At 40.9% G+C, this 17,738-nt stretch carries 21 protein-coding genes; 20 read left to right on the plus strand and 1 reads right to left on the minus strand.

Features of this window, described 5'->3' with window-relative positions; genetic code table 11:
- Nucleotides 1–33: 33 nt before the first annotated feature.
- The 10 genes from NST15_RS00205 (at nucleotide 34) to rsmI (ending at nucleotide 7,077) form a co-directional block, all read left to right on the plus strand.
- Nucleotides 34–1,440 carry an aminotransferase class I/II-fold pyridoxal phosphate-dependent enzyme gene (locus NST15_RS00205; RefSeq protein ID WP_035704076.1) on the plus strand — a complete coding sequence of 469 codons (1,407 nt, stop codon included), beginning with the start codon at nucleotides 34–36 and terminating at the stop codon, nucleotides 1,438–1,440.
- The gene (tmk, locus tag NST15_RS00210) at nucleotides 1,437–2,075 is read left to right on the plus strand and encodes a dTMP kinase (protein WP_342498752.1); all 639 of its coding nucleotides are present in this window, start codon (nucleotides 1,437–1,439) and stop codon (nucleotides 2,073–2,075) included. Before NST15_RS00205 ends, tmk begins: the two co-directional genes overlap by 4 nt.
- Before the next feature lie 79 nt (nucleotides 2,076–2,154).
- A complete protein-coding gene (locus NST15_RS00215; protein WP_012008640.1) occupies nucleotides 2,155–2,484 on the plus strand; it encodes a cyclic-di-AMP receptor in 330 nt (109 codons plus the stop codon).
- A 12-nt stretch (nucleotides 2,485–2,496) separates the two neighbouring features.
- Nucleotides 2,497–2,937 (plus strand): YaaR family protein, encoded by a 441-nt coding sequence (locus tag NST15_RS00220; RefSeq protein WP_008341898.1) that lies wholly within the window; start codon nucleotides 2,497–2,499, stop codon nucleotides 2,935–2,937.
- An 11-nt stretch (nucleotides 2,938–2,948) separates the two neighbouring features.
- Complete coding sequence (gene holB, locus NST15_RS00225) at nucleotides 2,949–3,938, plus strand: DNA polymerase III subunit delta' (RefSeq protein WP_065461504.1); 990 nt, start codon at nucleotides 2,949–2,951, stop codon at nucleotides 3,936–3,938.
- A gap of 2 nt (nucleotides 3,939–3,940) precedes the next feature.
- The gene (locus tag NST15_RS00230) at nucleotides 3,941–4,768 is read left to right on the plus strand and encodes a stage 0 sporulation family protein (RefSeq protein ID WP_007496230.1); all 828 of its coding nucleotides are present in this window, start codon (nucleotides 3,941–3,943) and stop codon (nucleotides 4,766–4,768) included.
- 14 nt (nucleotides 4,769–4,782) lie between these two features.
- On the plus strand, nucleotides 4,783–5,136 hold the full coding sequence (gene yabA, locus NST15_RS00235) for a DNA replication initiation control protein YabA (RefSeq protein WP_342498753.1): 354 nt from the start codon (nucleotides 4,783–4,785) through the stop codon (nucleotides 5,134–5,136).
- 55 nt (nucleotides 5,137–5,191) lie between these two features.
- A complete protein-coding gene (locus NST15_RS00240) occupies nucleotides 5,192–5,935 on the plus strand; it encodes a tRNA1(Val) (adenine(37)-N6)-methyltransferase (RefSeq protein ID WP_046527641.1) in 744 nt (247 codons plus the stop codon).
- Nucleotides 5,922–6,221, plus strand: a complete 300-nt coding sequence (locus NST15_RS00245) for a GIY-YIG nuclease family protein (RefSeq protein ID WP_019744059.1) — start codon at nucleotides 5,922–5,924, stop codon at nucleotides 6,219–6,221. The genes NST15_RS00240 and NST15_RS00245 overlap by 14 nt, the downstream gene beginning before the upstream one ends.
- The gene (gene rsmI, locus NST15_RS00250) at nucleotides 6,196–7,077 is read left to right on the plus strand and encodes a 16S rRNA (cytidine(1402)-2'-O)-methyltransferase (RefSeq protein WP_008341890.1); all 882 of its coding nucleotides are present in this window, start codon (nucleotides 6,196–6,198) and stop codon (nucleotides 7,075–7,077) included. The genes NST15_RS00245 and rsmI overlap by 26 nt, the downstream gene beginning before the upstream one ends.
- A 44-nt stretch (nucleotides 7,078–7,121) precedes the next feature.
- On the opposite strand, the gene NST15_RS00255 is transcribed toward rsmI, so the two are convergent.
- Nucleotides 7,122–7,412, minus strand: coding sequence for an AbrB/MazE/SpoVT family DNA-binding domain-containing protein (locus NST15_RS00255; protein ID WP_087975202.1), 291 nt, complete (start codon nucleotides 7,410–7,412; stop codon nucleotides 7,122–7,124).
- A 515-nt stretch (nucleotides 7,413–7,927) separates the two neighbouring features.
- Here NST15_RS00255 and metG point away from each other — a divergent pair.
- The 10 genes from metG (at nucleotide 7,928) to purR (ending at nucleotide 17,713) form a co-directional block, all read left to right on the plus strand.
- The gene (gene metG / locus NST15_RS00260; RefSeq protein ID WP_008341884.1) at nucleotides 7,928–9,928 is read left to right on the plus strand and encodes a methionine--tRNA ligase; all 2,001 of its coding nucleotides are present in this window, start codon (nucleotides 7,928–7,930) and stop codon (nucleotides 9,926–9,928) included.
- A gap of 81 nt (nucleotides 9,929–10,009) precedes the next feature.
- Nucleotides 10,010–10,777: a TatD family hydrolase gene (locus tag NST15_RS00265; RefSeq protein ID WP_007496220.1), complete on the plus strand. Its 768-nt coding sequence runs from the start codon at nucleotides 10,010–10,012 to the stop codon at nucleotides 10,775–10,777.
- A gap of 244 nt (nucleotides 10,778–11,021) precedes the next feature.
- A complete protein-coding gene (locus NST15_RS00270; protein WP_342498754.1) occupies nucleotides 11,022–12,224 on the plus strand; it encodes a ubiquitin-like domain-containing protein in 1,203 nt (400 codons plus the stop codon).
- A gap of 160 nt (nucleotides 12,225–12,384) precedes the next feature.
- Nucleotides 12,385–12,945 carry a ribonuclease M5 gene (gene rnmV, locus NST15_RS00275; RefSeq protein WP_008341876.1) on the plus strand — a complete coding sequence of 187 codons (561 nt, stop codon included), beginning with the start codon at nucleotides 12,385–12,387 and terminating at the stop codon, nucleotides 12,943–12,945.
- A complete protein-coding gene (rsmA, locus tag NST15_RS00280; RefSeq protein ID WP_008341873.1) occupies nucleotides 12,938–13,816 on the plus strand; it encodes a 16S rRNA (adenine(1518)-N(6)/adenine(1519)-N(6))-dimethyltransferase RsmA in 879 nt (292 codons plus the stop codon). The genes rnmV and rsmA overlap by 8 nt, the downstream gene beginning before the upstream one ends.
- A 287-nt stretch (nucleotides 13,817–14,103) precedes the next feature.
- Nucleotides 14,104–14,988 carry a sporulation peptidase YabG gene (gene yabG / locus NST15_RS00285; protein WP_007496216.1) on the plus strand — a complete coding sequence of 295 codons (885 nt, stop codon included), beginning with the start codon at nucleotides 14,104–14,106 and terminating at the stop codon, nucleotides 14,986–14,988.
- Between the two features lie 213 nt (nucleotides 14,989–15,201).
- A complete protein-coding gene (locus tag NST15_RS00290) occupies nucleotides 15,202–15,459 on the plus strand; it encodes a Veg family protein (protein WP_003217979.1) in 258 nt (85 codons plus the stop codon).
- Between the two features lie 162 nt (nucleotides 15,460–15,621).
- Nucleotides 15,622–15,807 (plus strand): small, acid-soluble spore protein, alpha/beta type, encoded by a 186-nt coding sequence (locus NST15_RS00295; protein WP_017366434.1) that lies wholly within the window; start codon nucleotides 15,622–15,624, stop codon nucleotides 15,805–15,807.
- 147 nt (nucleotides 15,808–15,954) lie between these two features.
- A complete protein-coding gene (gene ispE, locus NST15_RS00300; protein WP_017359321.1) occupies nucleotides 15,955–16,824 on the plus strand; it encodes a 4-(cytidine 5'-diphospho)-2-C-methyl-D-erythritol kinase in 870 nt (289 codons plus the stop codon).
- A gap of 55 nt (nucleotides 16,825–16,879) precedes the next feature.
- Nucleotides 16,880–17,713, plus strand: coding sequence for a pur operon repressor (gene purR / locus NST15_RS00305; RefSeq protein WP_007496210.1), 834 nt, complete (start codon nucleotides 16,880–16,882; stop codon nucleotides 17,711–17,713).
- Nucleotides 17,714–17,738: the final 25 nt, after the last annotated feature.

Raw genomic sequence — 17,738 nt, forward strand, 5'->3', positions numbered from 1 at the left:
AAGATATCGTTTAAGTGAAAAGGGTCGATTTGTTTGAAAACACCTTTATATACAGCATTATCACAACATGCGGAAAAGAAGCCCTATTCTTTTCACGTTCCGGGACATCACAATGGAGATGTCTTTTTTGATGAGGCACGGTCCTATTATGCATCCATTCTTCAGCTGGATGTGACAGAACTTGAAGGTCTAGATGATCTTCACCATCCGACTGGGGTGATTCAAGAGGCAGAGGATTTATTGGCAAAGCTATATGGAGCTAAACAAAGTTTTTTCCTTGTGAATGGCACAACCGTTGGCAATTTGGCAATGGTGATGTCTGCGTGTCAGGCTGGGGAGGGCATTTTCGTTCAGCGAAATTGTCATAAGTCTGTGTTCCATGCGATTGAGCTTGCGGGAGCGACGCCTATTATGTTAGAAACTGAGAGTGATCCGTACTTGCACGTCCCAACTCACGTGACGGAGGAAACAGTCAAACAAGCTATGGCGACACATCCTAACTGCCGGGCAATCGTTTTGACATATCCGAACTACTACGGACATGCAGCGGATTTATCAGGGCTCATTCAAATGTGTCATGAAGCTGGCATCATTGTATTAGTTGATGAGGCGCATGGTGCTCATTTTGTATTAGGCGGTGCCTTTCCTCCATCTGCCCTTTCCTATGGAGCAGACGTGGTGGTACAATCAGCACATAAAACCCTTCCGGCAATGACGATGGGGTCTTATCTTCATCTTCAAGGAGACCGAATTGATGTGAAGCGGATAAAGACGTTATTAACGATGCTTCAAAGCAGTTCACCTTCCTATCCAATTATGGCTTCGTTAGATGTGGCGAGAGCTTATGTGGAGGAGTTGAAGGGAAAAGGGTTAATGGACGAAATCATGAGAGACTTGGCAAATCTGAAAGCACAGTTCAATATGATCTCCAATCTCGAAGTGGTTGAGTCTGACTCTTTACCTATGGATCCATTAAAATGTGTCATTCGTTCAACAAAAGGGCTGACAGGCTATGAACTAAAAAAGGTGCTTGAGTCGGTGGAGGTTCACCCAGAACTTGCGGATGAACATCAAGTCTTACTCGTTTTTGGTCTAGGACAGACAAAGGACGTTCCTTTTACAGCTATAGAGCAGGCTCTTCAGCAAAGTGATTCATTGCTTATAAAAAAAGAGCCTCAAACGGGATCGCTCTTCTTAGAGCACGATCAGCAAAAGCGAGATGTAGAAGCTGTTCCATTCGAAAAAGCAGCTGGCCGGATTAGTGCAGAATCGGTCATTCCCTATCCGCCTGGCATTCCTTTGATGATCAAAGGAGAACCTATTGAATCAGATCAAGTTGAGACGTTAAGCCGTTTGCTTGGGCATCAAGTTCATGTGCAAGCAAGTCAGGTGATTCACCAGAGAAAATTATATGTTTATATAGAAGAGGAGACACTATGAGCGGTATGTTTATTACGTTTGAAGGGCCAGAGGGTGCTGGAAAAACGACAGTGATTCGAAAAGTGTACGAAGAAATGGAACGTCAAGGCTATGCAGTGATGGCGACACGTGAGCCCGGAGGCATTGATATTGCAGAGCAAATTCGTGAAGTCATTTTAAATGAAAAAAATACAAAAATGGACGCAAAAACAGAGGCATTGCTTTATGCAGCAGCTAGAAGGCAGCATTTGGCTGAGAAAGTAGAACCGGCATTGAAGCGGGGGGAAACTGTTTTATGTGATCGTTTTGTCGACAGCTCCCTTGCTTATCAGGGCTATGCGAGAGGGCTTGGGATTGAAGAAGTCAAATCCATTAATGATTTTGCCATTAATGGCACGATGCCGCAAATGACCATTTACTTTTCCATTACACCAGAGGAAGGTCTAAAGCGAATTGATGCCAATCAAGGAAGAGAAAAAAATCGATTAGACATGGAAACACTGAATTTTCATCAAATGGTCAGAGAAGGATATGAGCAGCTTATTGCGCAATCACCAGAACGATTCCGTGTAGTAGATGCGTCTCAGGCTGTTCAGGATGTCTTTAATGAAGTGTTTCAGCTGATTCAGGACACATTAAAGAAAAATCAAATATGACCTCATTCCCAATCGTTGTTATAATATAGAGGAAGACATCGGCATGTCACCTGTGCCTAAAATGAAGGAGGCCAATCAAATGAAATTAATTGTTGCCGTTGTACAGGATCAAGATAGCAGCAAGTTATTGAAAATATTGACCGAACATCAATTCGGCGTGACAAAATTAGCTTCGACTGGTGGATTTTTAAAGTCTGGGAATACGACTTTTATCATTGGTTGTGATGATGTCCGAGTGGATAAAGCGTTACAGCTAATCAAGGAAAATTGCCGTAAACGTGATCAAATGATCGCGCCTGTATCACCAATGGGTGGAAATGCAGATTCATATGTACCATACCCTGTTGAGGTTGAAGTTGGTGGAGCTACCGTCTTTATTCTGCCAGTTGAACAATTTCATCAATTTTAAGGATGGGTTGCTGTGAAAATTAATCAAGATATGCGGCTGCTTTTAGAAAAGCGTGAACTTCAAGCGATGAAAGGAAGCCAAACTTCAGCATCGTTTAAATCATCGATGGAGACACAAAGTGGTAAAATGCGTTTAGAGCAGCTGACAGTCATGCTGAGCGATATCGAAGTCTTTGGCAAGAAACTGACAAAGTCACGAAACCTTAAAGATTTGGCTAGGTTTAAAGGACTTGTGAAACGCTTTGTAAAAGAAACAGTCGATAATGGATTAAATATAGAGACATCAAGGAGCTTTGACATTTATGGCAACACACGAACACTCGCTTTAGTCAAAGCATTAGATGAAAAGCTGATTGAGTTAACAGAGGATATGATGAATCAGGAGAAACCCTCGATTGATTTGCTTGAACGTATTGGAGAAATAAAAGGTTTATTGATTAACCTTTACACATAGAGAGTGATAACATGGCAATTAGCTGGGATGACATGAATGATTTACAGCCGCGCGTCATGCGGCTGATTTTTAATAGTATTGATAAAGACCGACTGGCTCATGCTTACTTATTTGAAGGAAGAAAAGGGACCGGAAAGCTAGATGCTGCGATGCTTTTAGCGAAGAGCTTTTTTTGTTTGGAAGCAGGAGTGAAACCATGTGAGTCCTGTCAAAACTGCAAAAGAATTCAGTCTGGCAACCATCCAGATTTACATCTAGTGCAGCCTGACGGTCAATCAATTAAGAAGGCGCAAGTGCAGGCTTTGCAGGAGGAATTTACAAAAGCAGGCGTAGAATCGCATCGGAAAATGTATATCATTCTCCATGCGGACAAAATGACGGTCAATGCTGCGAACAGTTTATTAAAGTTCCTAGAGGAGCCCAACCGGGAAACGATGGCAGTTTTAATCACTGAACAATCGCATAAAATGCTAGATACGATTATTTCAAGATGTCAGATGCTTAGCTTTCAGCCGCTACAGCCGCAATCTTTGGAGCAGCAGCTTTTACAAGAAGGCGTGTCTCAGGATCTCGCAAGGCTTTTGTCGAATTTAACCAATAATTTAGCAGAAGCACTCGAATTAAGTCGAAATGATCAGTTTGCAGAGTCTAGAGCGAAAGTGATAAAATTGTATGAAGTCTTACACCAGCGAAAAGAACATGCATTTTTTTATATACAAGATCAATGGATGCCTTTTTTCAAAGAGAAAGACCTTCAAGAAACTGGTCTTGATATGCTTTTATTTATATATCGTGATGTATTGTCGATTCAAATAGGAAATGAAGATAAAGTCATTTATCAAGACTTATTCCAGACAATGAAGCAGCACGCGCTGCATTCCACACAGCAGATGGTGACGAATCAGATCCTTGCTGTATTAGAAGCGAAAAAGAGACTTCAATCCAACGTGAATGCCCAAGGGCTAATGGAGCAATTGGTGTTGATGTTGCAGGAGGGATAAGCTTGTACAACGTAATTGGTGTTCGCTTTAAAAAAGCGGGCAAAATCTATTATTTCGATCCTAATGGATTTCATATAGAAAATGATAGTTGTGTCATTGTAGAAACAGTCAGAGGTGTTGAGTACGGGCAAGTGGTCATCGCCAATAAAAAAGTAGATGAACACGATGTGGTTCTCCCTTTGCGTAAGGTGATTCGCGTCGCAGACGAACGAGACCGGCTCATCGTTGAGGAGAACAAAGAAGCAGCGATGGCAGCCTTTGACACATGTCTTCAGAAAGTAAGTGAACACGGCCTGGAAATGAAGCTGGTCGATGTCGAATTTACATTCGACCGCAACAAGGTCATCTTCTATTTTACAGCGGATGGCAGAGTAGATTTCCGTGAGCTGGTCAAGGATCTTGCATCTATTTTTAAGACGAGAATTGAACTTCGTCAAATCGGTGTAAGAGACGAGGCAAAAATGCTAGGCGGCATTGGTCCGTGTGGACGTATGCTTTGCTGTTCAACTTTCTTAGGAGATTTTGAACCTGTGTCCATTAAAATGGCAAAAGATCAAAACCTCTCGTTAAACCCTACCAAAATTTCAGGGCTTTGCGGCCGTTTAATGTGCTGCTTGAAATATGAGAATGATGAGTACGAAACAGCAAAAGAACAATTACCGGACATCGGTGAAACGATTCAGACGTCTAATGGCTCTGCAAAGGTAGTAGGGCTTAATATTTTAGAACGAATTTTGCAAGTTGAATTAACCGGGCAAGAAAAAGTGATAGAATATACTTGGGAAGAATTATTACAAGAAGGCGTTGTATCTGCACAAACAACTGAGTAACGAGGTGTGCCACCTTGGATAAAAAGGAACTATTTGATACGGTGATTAATTTAGAAGAACAAATCGGTTCTCTTTATCGCCAGCTAGGTGATTTGAAAAATCATATCGGTGAAGTGATTGAAGAAAATCATCAGCTGCAGATGGAGAATCAGCACTTGCGTGAACGTCTGGATCAATCCGATCGAGATAAATCGTCTGAGGTAGAGCATGATTCTGCCCAGAAGCCAAGTCATTCTGATATAGGAGAAGGTCATGATAACCTAGCTCGTTTATATCAGGAGGGCTTCCATATTTGTAATGTACATTATGGGAGCATTCGGAAAGAGGGAGACTGTTTGTTCTGTCTGTCATTTTTAAATAAAAAATGAGAAAAGGCTTCCGCTGAATCGGGAGCCTTTTTCACAGGAAAAGAAAGGATACATCATGGTTTCGTTAAGAGAAGATGAACGTTTAGACTACTTGCTTGCAGAAGATATGAAAATTATTCAAAGTAAAACGGTGTTCGCCTTTTCATTGGATGCAGTGTTATTAGCAAAATTTGCGTATGTGCCGATTCAAAAAGGGGAGATTATTGATCTTTGTACGGGAAATGGCATCGTTCCATTGCTGCTTTCGACGAGATCTAAAGCCTCTATTACAGGGGTTGAAATTCAAGAACGCCTATATGATATGGCAAAGAGAAGTGTGGCGCATAATCAACTGGAGCAGCAGATTGAGTTGATCCATGGTGATTTAAATGATATGCCTAAACGGTACGGAAACCACAAAGTAGACGTGATTACTTGTAATCCGCCATATTTTAAGACTCCTTCTAAGGATGAAATCAATGAAAATGAGTATTTGGCGATCGCACGTCATGAGATTCATTGTACATTAGAAGATGTCATTCGTGTTTCTTCCACTTTGTTAAAGCAAGGAGGCAAACTGGCAATGGTTCACCGCCCTGGACGGCTGCTTGAGATTGTTGAAATGATGAAGAAATACCGAATTGAGCCAAAACGAATTCAATTTGTATATCCGAAACAGGGAAAAGAAGCGAATACCATTTTAGTGGAAGGGATGAAAGATGGAAAGCCGGATTTGAAAATCCTCCCGCCGCTTTTTGTTTATGGAGAAGACCAAGAGTATACAAAAGAAATCAGGACGATACTGTATGGAGAAGCATAGTCATTATTTCTATGTATTGAAATGTGCAGATGGCAGTTTGTACGCTGGGTATACAAATGACTTACAAAAAAGGCTGACTGCCCATAATAGTGGGAAGGGTGCAAAGTATACGAGAGCTAGACGGCCGGTGGAACTCTATTACCACGAATGCTTTTTAACCAAAAGAGAAGCCATGCAACAGGAATATCGTTTCAAAACGTGGACACGTCGAAAAAAGGACATGTATATAGAAGAAAAGCGAATCAAAAAGGAGGCGGCACATGAAAAAGACACAGAAAAGCTTTGATGGTCAATCAGAAATGGGTATTCTTTATCTCGTACCAACCCCGATTGGAAACTTAGAAGATATGACATTTCGAGCGATACAAACGTTAAAAGATGTAGACTATATTGCCGCAGAAGATACGAGACAAACGAAAAAGCTTTGTCATGTCTATGAAATTGATACCCCATTAACGAGTTATCATGAACATAACAAAGATAGCAGTGGGCACAAGTTAATCGAATGGTTAAAAGAAGGGAAGAATATTGCACTCGTGAGCGATGCCGGTTTACCGACGATCTCTGATCCAGGTGCCGAAGTGGTTCGAGACTTTACGAACATCGGAGGCTATGTCATTCCGTTACCTGGTGCAAACGCAGCACTTACGGCGCTTATTGCGTCAGGAATCGCACCACAGCCATTTTTCTTTTACGGTTTTCTTGATCGTCAAAAAAAGGAAAAGAAAAAACAGTTGGAAGCATTGAAGAAACGCCAAGAAACAATTATTTTCTATGAAGCGCCCCATCGGTTAAAAGAAACGCTGACTGTGATGAAAGAAGTGTGGGGGAACCGGAATATTGCCATTACGAGAGAACTGACAAAGAAATTTGAAGAGTTTATTCGTGGAGATTTAGAATACGCGCTGACTTGGGTGACAGAACAACAAATCCGTGGTGAGTTCTGTCTCGTCGTACAAGGAAATGATCAGGATGAAGAAGAACTGAATGAAGAAGCTTGGTGGAATTCTTTATCTGAAAAAGAGCACGTGATCCATTACATAGAGGAAGGGTTAACGTCAAAAGAGGCTATTAAACGTACTGCGGTCGAACGTGGTGTGCCAAAGCGGACGATCTATGATGCGTATCATATTGAACAATAAAGAAAGGTTCTTGCAAACGGTGCAAGAACCTTTTTATATAAAACTTATTTTTGTGATTGAAGTTGGTTTTGGATTTCGTTAATGATTTGCTCTGCACCTTCACGGCTAAGAACTAATTTACCATTAGCAAGTTTAAGGTTATCGTCTGATACTTCACCTGTTACTTGGCAAGTCATGTTTGGTTTATATTTTTTTAGGATAATTTTTTCATCATCAACATAAATTTCCAAAGCGTCTTTTTCTGCGATTCCTAACGTACGGCGAAGCTCGATTGGAATCACCACGCGTCCTAATTCGTCAACTTTACGTACAATACCTGTAGATTTCATCTTCATTCTCCTCCCAAAAAGTTCTTATTCTTAATATAATATTATCTTCGTCATTATTCGACAAATTCCTTACATTCCTAGCATAACAAGGTTTCCATAAATCGTCAATCATTTTGTTTACTATTGTTTGTAAAATATGACTCTTAAAGTCAAAGGACCTTGAAACTACCGGTGTATAAGGATTTTTCAGAATTTATCTATAAAAATATGAAAAATGACGATAACAGATTAACAAGACTTTTGCCCTAATTTAGCCAATTGTAAATCTGGAAATAGATTTCATACGACAATATTCGACAAAATGTCGACAGGTTTGTCGTTTTTTTCGAAAAACTCCTCTTTTTCGATCTTTTCATCTTGTTCTATGTATATATGCTTGATCTTAAAGGCTAAGATGGTATCATAGAGGAAGCACAAGCGCAACAAATAATTGAATAATGCACATTTTAATGATTTCATAACCGCTCTCGTCCATTGGGCGGGAGTTTTTTGACATTTACACACAAGCAGGAGGTTCCGACATGCCGGAAAAGAAAAAAACGTTTTATCTGACTACACCAATTTACTATCCGAGCGGAAAATTACATATTGGACATGCTTATACGACAGTGGCAGGGGATGCCATGGCTCGATATAAACGTCTGCAAGGCTATGATGTGATGTATTTAACGGGTACTGATGAGCACGGACAAAAAATTCAGCAAAAAGCTGAAGAACAAAATATTACACCGATTGAGTATTTAGATCCGGTCGTTGCTGACATTAAATCACTATGGAAGAAACTCGACATTTCAAACGATGATTTCATTCGTACAACGGAAAAAAGACATACGAAAATCATTGAGCAAGTCTTTCAAAAGCTGCTTGATCAAGGAGATATTTATTTAGATCAATATGAGGGCTGGTACAGTATTCCTGATGAAACATTCTATACGGAAACACAGCTTGTTGATGTTGAGCGAAATGAGAAAGGGGAAGTCATTGGAGGGAAAAGCCCAGACAGTGGACACCCTGTTGAATTGATTAAAGAGGAATCATATTTCTTCCGTATGAGTAAGTATGCTGATCGCTTACTAGACTATTACGAAAAGAACCCGTCGTTCATTCAGCCTGAATCAAGAAAGAATGAAATGATTAATAACTTCATTAAACCGGGGTTAGAGGATTTAGCTGTATCAAGAACAACTTTTGATTGGGGCATTAAAGTACCTAATAATCCGAAGCACGTCATCTATGTATGGATTGATGCGTTATTCAACTACTTAACAGCGATTGGCTACGGAACCGATCAAGATGAAAAATATAAAAAATATTGGCCTGCCAACGTACACCTAGTCGGGAAAGAAATTGTACGATTCCATACAATTTACTGGCCAATTATGCTTATGGCACTTGATCTGCCGTTGCCAAAACAAATTTTTGCACATGGCTGGCTGCTCATGAAAGATGGCAAAATGTCTAAATCAAAAGGGAACGTAGTAGATCCTGTTACGTTAATTGATCGCTATGGTCTTGATGCTCTTCGTTATTATCTGCTACGCGAAGTACCATTTGGTGCAGATGGTGTGTTTACACCAGAGGGATTCGTGGAACGTGTAAACTATGACCTTGCCAATGATTTAGGAAACTTGCTTAATCGTACAGTGGCGATGGTGCAAAAATACTTCGACGGTACATTAAGCAGCTATAAGGGACCAGTCAATGAGTTTGATGAGGAACTAAAAGCTGTAGCTGAACAAACGGTGAAAGCCTATGAAGAAGCGATGGAAAACCTCGAATTCTCAGTGGCTCTTTCAAATGTTTGGACATTAATCAGCAGAACAAATAAATATATTGATCAAACAGCTCCATGGGTGTTAGCAAAGGATGAAACAAAACGAAAAGAACTGCATTCGGTGATGTACCATTTAGCAGAATCACTCCGAATCACAGCTGTGTTGTTAACGCCATTCTTAACAAAAACACCTGAGAAAATCTTCTTCCAGCTTGGAATTGAAGAAGAGAAACTCAAAAGCTGGGAAAGCATTCTTTCTTTCGGTGCGATCCAAAAAGCGACGGTACAAAAAGGTGAGCCATTGTTCCCTCGTTTAGAGGTTGAAGAAGAAGTGGCATACATTAAAGAGAAGATGCAGGGAAGTGCGCCTAAGGTAGAAGAAGAGACAGTTGAAATAGAAGAAACTGAATTACCTGAGCTGGGTGCCGAAATCGCCTTCGATGATTTTTCGAAAGTTGACCTTCGTGTAGCACAAGTATTGGAAGCAGCACCAGTGAAAAAAGCTGATCGTCTCTTAAAGCTTCAGCTTGATTTTGGATTTGAAAAGAGACAAATTGTCTCAGGGATTGCCAAGCATTATCAACCAGAAGAATTGGTAGGGAAGAAGCTCGTCTGCGTAGCGAATCTCACACCAGTTAAACTAAGAGGGGAAATTTCCCAGGGGATGATTTTAACTGGAGAAACTGGTGGTAAATTGCAGGTTCTTGAAGTAGATCAATCTCTAGCAAATGGAACAAAAATTTTATAATTCAACAAAGGTGTTCCACGTGTAACATTTCGTCGAACACCTTTTGTTTTTCAGAAGAATTGTCGAAAGGAGCAATCAACCATGTTATTTGATACACATGCCCACTTAAATGCTGAACAATATAATGAAGACTTAGAGCAGGTGATTGAAAGAGCCAAAAGTGAAAAGGTAGAGAAGATTGTGGTGGTCGGGTTTGATCGTCCAACCATTACGAGAGCGATGGAGCTAATTGAAGCATATGATTTTATTTATGCAGCCATCGGCTGGCATCCTGTTGATGCCATTGATATGACAGATGAAGATTTGGCTTGGATCAAAGAATTATCTCAACATGAAAAGGTTGTTGCCATTGGAGAAATGGGTCTAGATTACTATTGGGACAAGTCGCCAAAAGATGTGCAAAAAGAAGTCTTTAGACGTCAAATTGCTCTTGCGAAAGAAGTGAATCTGCCAATTATCATTCATAACCGTGACGCTACGGAAGATGTAGTGACGATCTTAAAAGAAGAAGGAGCGGCAGAAGTTGGAGGAATTATGCACTGCTTTACTGGCAGCCTCGAAATTGCAAAAGCATGTATGGAAATGAACTTTTATATCTCATTTGGTGGACCTGTGACATTTAAAAATGCAAAAAAACCAAAGGAAGTTGTAAAGGATATTCCAAGTGATCGTCTGTTGATTGAAACAGACTGTCCATATTTAACTCCAGCGCCATTTAGAGGGAAACGGAATGAGCCGAGCTATGTGAAATATATCGCAGAACAAATTGCTGAATTGCGAGAAATGAGCTTTGAAGAGCTTGCTGCATTGACAACAGAAAATGCGAAAAAAGTTTTCCGTATAAACTGACAGTATATGATGTCAATCCTTGTTTAAGCTTGTCCAATTGTGAAACATAACGAAAAAGTTCTACACGTTTGCGCCTCCTCATAGGATAAGTTGTCGATAAGTCTTTCTTCCCTTCCTTCCAAAAATCTCCCATAATAGGTTTACAATCGAGCATTTTTGTACAGTGGGTGGAAGGGTTGACAGGTTTTGAGATACTCTATATAATCTCTCCGAGGAGAAGGAGGCGTTTTTCATCGTACAAAAAATGAAAAATCTGTTTTCTGTCAAGCTAGGAAAAGGCAAGGTTTTATTTCTAGTCGCTTGCTTGCTTTTAGCTGGAACTGGGACGGCTTACGGTGCGCATGAGCTCACTAAGCAGTCTATTACCATTTCAATCAATGGCAAAGAGAAGACAATTCGTACACATGAAGAGACAGTAGCACAGCTGCTTTCAGACCTTGGAATAAGGACCAAGGCGGAGGATCATATCTCTCCAAGTCTAAATACAAAGATTCAAGACAACATGAACATTGTGTATGATGCGGCTATACCGGTTCATCTCACCCTAGATGGGAAAGAGAAAACGATATGGACAACAGATCAGACGGTTGGAGCATTATTGAAGAATGAGAAGATAGATATTGGGAAGCACGACCAAGTCACTCCAGGAAAGAATGACAAGATTAAAAAGAATATGGATCTTGTGGTTCAGCAGGCCTTCCAGGTCAGCTTAAACGATGGAGGAAAGGATAAGAAAGTGTGGACCACTTCGACTACGGTCGCTGACTTTTTAAAGCAACAAGAGCTGAAGCTCAAGAAGCACGATAAGATCAAACCTGCGTTACATAGTCACCTTTCTAAAAAAAGCGCAGATGTGAAGATCACTCGGGTGGAAAAAGTCACCGATGTAGTGGAAGAGAAAATTGCTTTTGATACCAAACATAAAAAGGATCGATCTCTTGAAAAAGGAAAAGAGAAGGTGCTTGAAAAAGGTGAAGAAGGTAAATTAAAGAAGCACTATGCCATTGTGAAAGAAAACGGCAAAGTGGTGTCTAAAGAATTAATTAAAGAGGTTACTGCAAAAGACAGTAAGGATCGTTTAGTGGCCGTTGGTACACAAGTGTCCAAGAGGGAACCTAAAGCGTCACCTGCGGTTTCAAGAAGTAATGAATCGTCAGGAAAAGAGTTCTATGTGACGTCTACAGCCTATACAGCGAGCTGTGCTGGATGTACAGGTAGAACGTCTACAGGCTTTAATTTAAAAGCAAATCCGGGTGCAAAGGTCATAGCAGTAGATCCGAGTGTCATTCCGCTGGGCTCTAAAGTGTATGTGGAAGGCTATGGGTATGCCGTTGCATCAGACACTGGATCTGCTATAAAAGGGAATAAAATTGATGTGTTCGTCCCAAGTAAGTCGGCAGCTTATCAATGGGGAAATAAACGAGTGAAAATTAGAGTGCTCAAATAAACACATCAAATCATTTATATGAACAGAGGGCTTTGCGCACCCTCTGTTTTTTTGGTTATAATAGAAGCACTGTTTTCTAATTAATTAGACGCAAAAACAGCATGGAAGGTTTCATTTTTTGACAAAAAAATGTAGATTGTTTTTGCAAGCGGAGGAATACATGAAAATCAAAGAAATCATTGTGGTGGAGGGTCGTGACGACACTGCTAGAGTAAAGATGGCCGTTGATGCAGATACGATTGAAACGAATGGATCTGCCATTGGCGATACAGTCATTCAACAAGTGCGTCTTGCTCAGGAGACGAGGGGGGTTATCATTTTAACTGATCCTGACTTCCCTGGGGAAAAGATCCGTAAAACCATCGCAGAGGCTGTCCCTGGCTGTAAGCACGCCTTTTTACCAAAACACCTTGCGAAAGCGAAGCGGGACAAAGGAATTGGTGTCGAGCATGCTTCCTTGGACAGTATTCGAGAATGCCTTGCACATGTCCATGAGGAAATGGAAGAATCAGAAAGCGAGATTACGTTAGACGATTTATTTGACGCAGGCCTTATCGGAGGCGAAGCATCAAAACGCCGCCGTGAACGATTAGGTGTGCTTTTAAATATAGGATATACAAATGCGAAGCAGCTGCAAAAGCGTCTTCACATGTTCCAAATAACGAAAGAGGATTTTATTGCGGCCTTAAAGACCGTCATGCAGGAGGAAGCCGATGAATAAAGATATTGCGACGCCCATCAGAACGAAGGAAATACTGAAGAAGTACGGTTTCTCTTTTAAAAAGAGCTTAGGTCAAAACTTTTTAATTGATACGAATATTTTAGATCGCATTGTCGATCATGCAGAGATTACGGATGAGACAGGTGTGATTGAAATTGGCCCTGGTATCGGTGCGTTGACTGAACAGCTCGCCAAACGGGCAAAGAAAGTCACGGCTTTTGAAATCGACCAGCGCCTATTGCCGATTTTAAACGATACGCTTTCTCCATATGATAATGTCACCATTATTCATCAAGACGTATTGAAGGCAGATGTAAGAAAGGTGATTGAAGAACAATTTGCTGACTGTAAAGAAGTAATGGTCGTAGCAAACCTTCCTTATTATGTGACGACACCAATTATTATGAAATTGCTTGAAGAAAACCTTCCATTGAAAGGAATCGTTGTCATGCTTCAAAAAGAAGTAGCAGATCGCATGGCTGCTGTTCCTTCATCAAAAGAATACAACTCTTTGTCGATTGCAGTGCAATTTTATACAGAAGCGAAGACGGTCATGGTTGTGCCGAAAACGGTTTTCGTCCCACAACCAAATGTGGATTCAGCGGTAATCAAACTAACTGTTCGTGAAACGCCTGCGGTCTCAGTAGACAATGATACGTTTTTCTTTCAACTGATTCGTGCGAGTTTTGGCCAGCGCCGGAAGACATTGATGAATAACTTGATGAACAATCTGCCAGATGGCAAGAAACATAAAGCCATCATTGAAGAAGCCCTTGTAACAGCTGAGGTTGATGGGAAACGCCGTGGTGAATCATTATCAATCGATGAATTTGCCCGTTTGTCCAATGTTTTACACAAAGCCCTTTCATAAGGGCTTTTCAGCGTGTAGACAAACCCTCGCATTCTTTGTCAGTCCTGCGCTCTGGTGCTCACGAATGCCAAATTCGCTCCGCTCCAGTGCTCGTCCTTCCTAGACTGCAAAGGTTTTCTATCACGCTGAAAAGAAGACAAAGCCCTTTCATAAGGGCTTTTTTCTTTTGGTTTTCACCACTTCACCTGTTCAGGCATAGGCTAGAAAGAACAACACACCTGAAAGAAGAACAAGTGTAGCGTAAGACGATACCAACAGGATAAGAGCCTGATTGTGGAGTGAAAAGCATGCAATTTCAAATAGGAGATATGGTGACGAGGGCATCCTATCAGATGGATATTATGTTTCGTATCATTCGAATTGATGAGACAGACCAGCACGAAGCCACCGCCATTTTGCATGGGAATGAAGTGAGGCTGATCGCCGATGCGAAGATGTCAGATTTGGTCTTGATTCAAAAAGAGGAGCAACTGACAAGAGAGAAAGACGATGAACGGAAAATTAACGAATCGCTCGACTTACTCAGGCAAGATTATCAGCTGCTTCGTGAAAAACAAGAGTATTATACGTCTGGACAATATCAGCATCAGGAGCAGTATTTTCATATGCCCGGAAAGGTTCTGCATTTAGATGGAGATGCTTCATACTTAAAGAAATGCTTAGATGTATATGAAAGAATTGGTGTACCTGTGTATGGTGTGCATTGCCACGAGAAGAAAATGCCAAGCATGATTGATTCATTAATTGATCAATACCGGCCTGATATTTTGGTCATCACAGGACATGATGCGTATTCTAAACAAAAGGGCGGTGTACACGATATCGGTGCATATCGTCATTCTCGTCATTTCGTTGAAACGGTTCAAAAGGCAAGAAGGAAGGTTCCGCATTTAGATCAGCTCGTGATCTTTGCAGGTGCCTGCCAATCTCATTTTGAATCATTAATTCAAGCAGGTGCTAATTTTGCAAGCTCACCCTCACGTGTCAACATTCATGCACTTGACCCCGTCTATATTGTTGCCAAGATCAGCTTCACTCCATTTGTAGATCGAATCAACGTGTGGGATGTGCTCCGAAATACACTGACGAGAGAAAAAGGTCTCGGAGGGATTGAAACAAGGGGTGTTTTAAGGGTAGGTATGCCATATAAAAGAGACCATGAATCGACATAACCCGACTGATTTCAGTCTGGTTTTTTTTATGCTCAAAAAGAAATTTCATATGAATACATAATTCACCGGAATTTGAGAAAAATAGGGAGGAGAAAAGGTAGAAGTTTGTCAAAATTATTTTGTTGACAATGGCTCGTGTTGGTTGATATAATTTAATTTTTATTTGACAAAAATGGGCCGTTGTTGTATAATTATCTCAGTGAGGTGGATGCAATGGCGAAGACTTTGTCCGACATCAAAAGATCGCTTGATGGTAACTTAGGTAAACGTTTGACGTTAAAGGCTAACGGAGGCCGCCGAAAAACAATTGAGCGTTCGGGCATTTTAGCTGAAACGTACCCTTCTGTTTTTGTGATTCAATTAGATCAAGATGAGAATTCGTTTGAAAGAGTTTCTTACAGTTATGCAGATATACTGACTGAGACGGTCGAATTAACGTTCGATGATACCGCTAGCTCAGTCGCCTATTAATGGGCAGTGAACTTTTTGTTTACTGCTTTTTGTTTTGCCTTTTTTTCTGTATGGGAGGCTGTCCATTATTTGAAAGGGGTAAAAGGCAGGAATCGATGCAAAATAAGAAAGCCACAAAGGAGTGGCGATGATTCGAATTCTCGACCAAAGGGGCTGTTTCGTTTGGGTAGACGCCGAGGCATTATGTCAGATGAGTTCAAATACGAGCTGGCGAAGGATCTTGGATTTTATGATACCGTCAAAAATGGAGGCTGGGGAGAGATTCGTGCGCGTGACGCAGGAAATATGGTCAAACGTGCCATTGAATTAGCTCAACAGCACATGGCTCAAGAAGAGAATCAACGATAAAGAAATGATCAGGGATACCTCGGGTGTCTCTGGTCTTTTTTGCTTGAAAAAGTGAGTGTGCTGGGGGCAAAAGCCAATATTCATCAGATCCATCAAATGTGATACAATATTGATACTTATGTTTAGATGGAGAAGTAGGTGAAATGTTTGCGTATTTTAGAAAAAGCACCGGCAAAAATTAATCTCTCACTTGATGTTCATGGAAAAAGACCGGATGGATATCACGAAGTGGAGATGGTGATGACAACAATAGATCTTGCAGATCGACTAGAGCTGACGGAGCTGGACAAAGACGAAATCCGTGTATCATCTCATAATCGTTTTGTGCCAGATGATCAACGGAATTTGGCTTATCAGGCAGCTAAATTATTAAAAACAAGATTCGGTATTCAAAAAGGCGTATCGATTGTCATCACAAAAGCAATTCCCGTCGCAGCAGGTTTAGCTGGAGGCAGCAGTGATGCCGCAGCAGCGCTTCGCGGCTTAAACCGTTTGTGGAAGTTAAATCTCACGTTAGATGAACTAGCTGAGCTTGGAGCGGAGATCGGCTCAGATGTCTCTTTTTGTGTACACGGAGGGACAGCGCTAGCGACAGGACGTGGAGAGAAACTAAAGCATATTGCGACACCGCCGCATTGCTGGGTGATTTTAGCGAAGCCGGTGATTGGGGTATCTACAGCTGAGGTCTACAGACAATATGACGCAAGCAAAGTAGAACACCCAAATGTACAGCGTATGATTGAAGCAATTGAAGCGAAAGATTATAAAGAGATGTGCGGCTCACTCGGTAACGTGTTGGAATCTGTGACATTAAAGATGTATCCGGAAGTCGATATGATTAAGAGACAGATGAAGCGTTTCGGAGCAGATGCTGTATTAATGAGCGGCAGCGGGCCAACTGTATTTGGCTTGATTCAATATGAATCGAAGGTACAAAGAATATATAACGGACTGAGAGGATTTTGTGATCAGGTTTACGCTGTCCGCATGATCGGCGAACAAAATACCCTTGATTAAATCCGTATATTAAGTTATATTATTCATAAATTATTCGGGTTCTGGGGGTAAGTTCATGAAGTTTCGTCGAAGCGGCAGATTGGTGGACTTAACAAATTATTTGTTAACCCACCCGCACGTACTAGTACCTTTAACTTTTTTTGCAGAGCGATATCAATCTGCAAAGTCCTCTATTAGTGAAGACTTAACGATTATCAAACAGACCTTCGAACAGCAGGGAATAGGGACTTTACTTACTGTACCTGGCGCTGCTGGCGGAGTGAAATATATTCCAAAGATTCATTTAAAAGAAGCAGACGAAGTCGTAAACGATATCGGAGAGGCATTATCAACTCCTGAACGTGTGCTTCCTGGCGGTTATTTATATTTAACTGATGTTTTAGGAAATCCATCGATTCTTGCGAAAATCGGTAAGCTTTTTGCGACCATTTTTTCGGATCGACCGATTGATGTTGTCATGACTGTTGCGACGAAAGGTATTCCGATTGCCTATTCTGTTGCAGGTTATTTAAATGTGCCTGTTGTGATCGTTAGAAAAGATAATAAGGTAACTGAAGGATCAACTGTGAGTATTAATTATGCATCAGGTTCTTCTAACCGAATTCAAACCATGTCACTTGCAAAGCGGAGCTTAGATAAAGGATCCAATGTGTTGATTATTGATGACTTTATGAAAGCAGGCGGAACCATTAATGGCATGATGAATCTTCTAGAGGAATTTAATGCAAATGTTGCAGGGATCGGTGTTTTATTAGAAGATGAAGGCGTAGATGAACGTCTTGTCGATGAATATGTATCACTTTTAAAGCTTTCAACCATTGATATGAAGCAGAAAATCATTGAGATTAATGAAGGTAATTTCCACGAGTTTTTTCATTCGAAAGCTTAAGTTTTGATCAAACATGTATTTGAAT

The organism is Bacillus sp. FSL R5-0820, assembly GCF_038593385.1.
Classification (GTDB): domain Bacteria; phylum Bacillota; class Bacilli; order Bacillales; family Bacillaceae; genus Bacillus; species Bacillus altitudinis.

What these genes read in the sequence shown, in the direction of transcription:
- yabG (WP_007496216.1), top strand. Translation starts at nt 14,104, where the DNA reads ATGCAATTTCAAATAGGAGATATGGTGACGAGGGCATCCTATCAGATG.
- rsmI (WP_008341890.1), top strand. Translation starts at nt 6,196, where the DNA reads ATGAAAAAGACACAGAAAAGCTTTGATGGTCAATCAGAAATGGGTATT.
- NST15_RS00245 (WP_019744059.1), top strand. Translation starts at nt 5,922, where the DNA reads ATGGAGAAGCATAGTCATTATTTCTATGTATTGAAATGTGCAGATGGC.
- NST15_RS00270 (WP_342498754.1), top strand. Translation starts at nt 11,022, where the DNA reads ATGAAAAATCTGTTTTCTGTCAAGCTAGGAAAAGGCAAGGTTTTATTT.
- tmk (WP_342498752.1), top strand. Translation starts at nt 1,437, where the DNA reads ATGAGCGGTATGTTTATTACGTTTGAAGGGCCAGAGGGTGCTGGAAAA.
- rnmV (WP_008341876.1), top strand. Translation starts at nt 12,385, where the DNA reads ATGAAAATCAAAGAAATCATTGTGGTGGAGGGTCGTGACGACACTGCT.
- NST15_RS00255 (WP_087975202.1), bottom strand. Translation starts at nt 7,412, where the DNA reads ATGAAGATGAAATCTACAGGTATTGTACGTAAAGTTGACGAATTAGGA.
- purR (WP_007496210.1), top strand. Translation starts at nt 16,880, where the DNA reads ATGAAGTTTCGTCGAAGCGGCAGATTGGTGGACTTAACAAATTATTTG.
- metG (WP_008341884.1), top strand. Translation starts at nt 7,928, where the DNA reads ATGCCGGAAAAGAAAAAAACGTTTTATCTGACTACACCAATTTACTAT.
- NST15_RS00265 (WP_007496220.1), top strand. Translation starts at nt 10,010, where the DNA reads ATGTTATTTGATACACATGCCCACTTAAATGCTGAACAATATAATGAA.
- NST15_RS00215 (WP_012008640.1), top strand. Translation starts at nt 2,155, where the DNA reads ATGAAATTAATTGTTGCCGTTGTACAGGATCAAGATAGCAGCAAGTTA.
- holB (WP_065461504.1), top strand. Translation starts at nt 2,949, where the DNA reads ATGGCAATTAGCTGGGATGACATGAATGATTTACAGCCGCGCGTCATG.
- rsmA (WP_008341873.1), top strand. Translation starts at nt 12,938, where the DNA reads ATGAATAAAGATATTGCGACGCCCATCAGAACGAAGGAAATACTGAAG.
- NST15_RS00240 (WP_046527641.1), top strand. Translation starts at nt 5,192, where the DNA reads ATGGTTTCGTTAAGAGAAGATGAACGTTTAGACTACTTGCTTGCAGAA.
- NST15_RS00290 (WP_003217979.1), top strand. Translation starts at nt 15,202, where the DNA reads ATGGCGAAGACTTTGTCCGACATCAAAAGATCGCTTGATGGTAACTTA.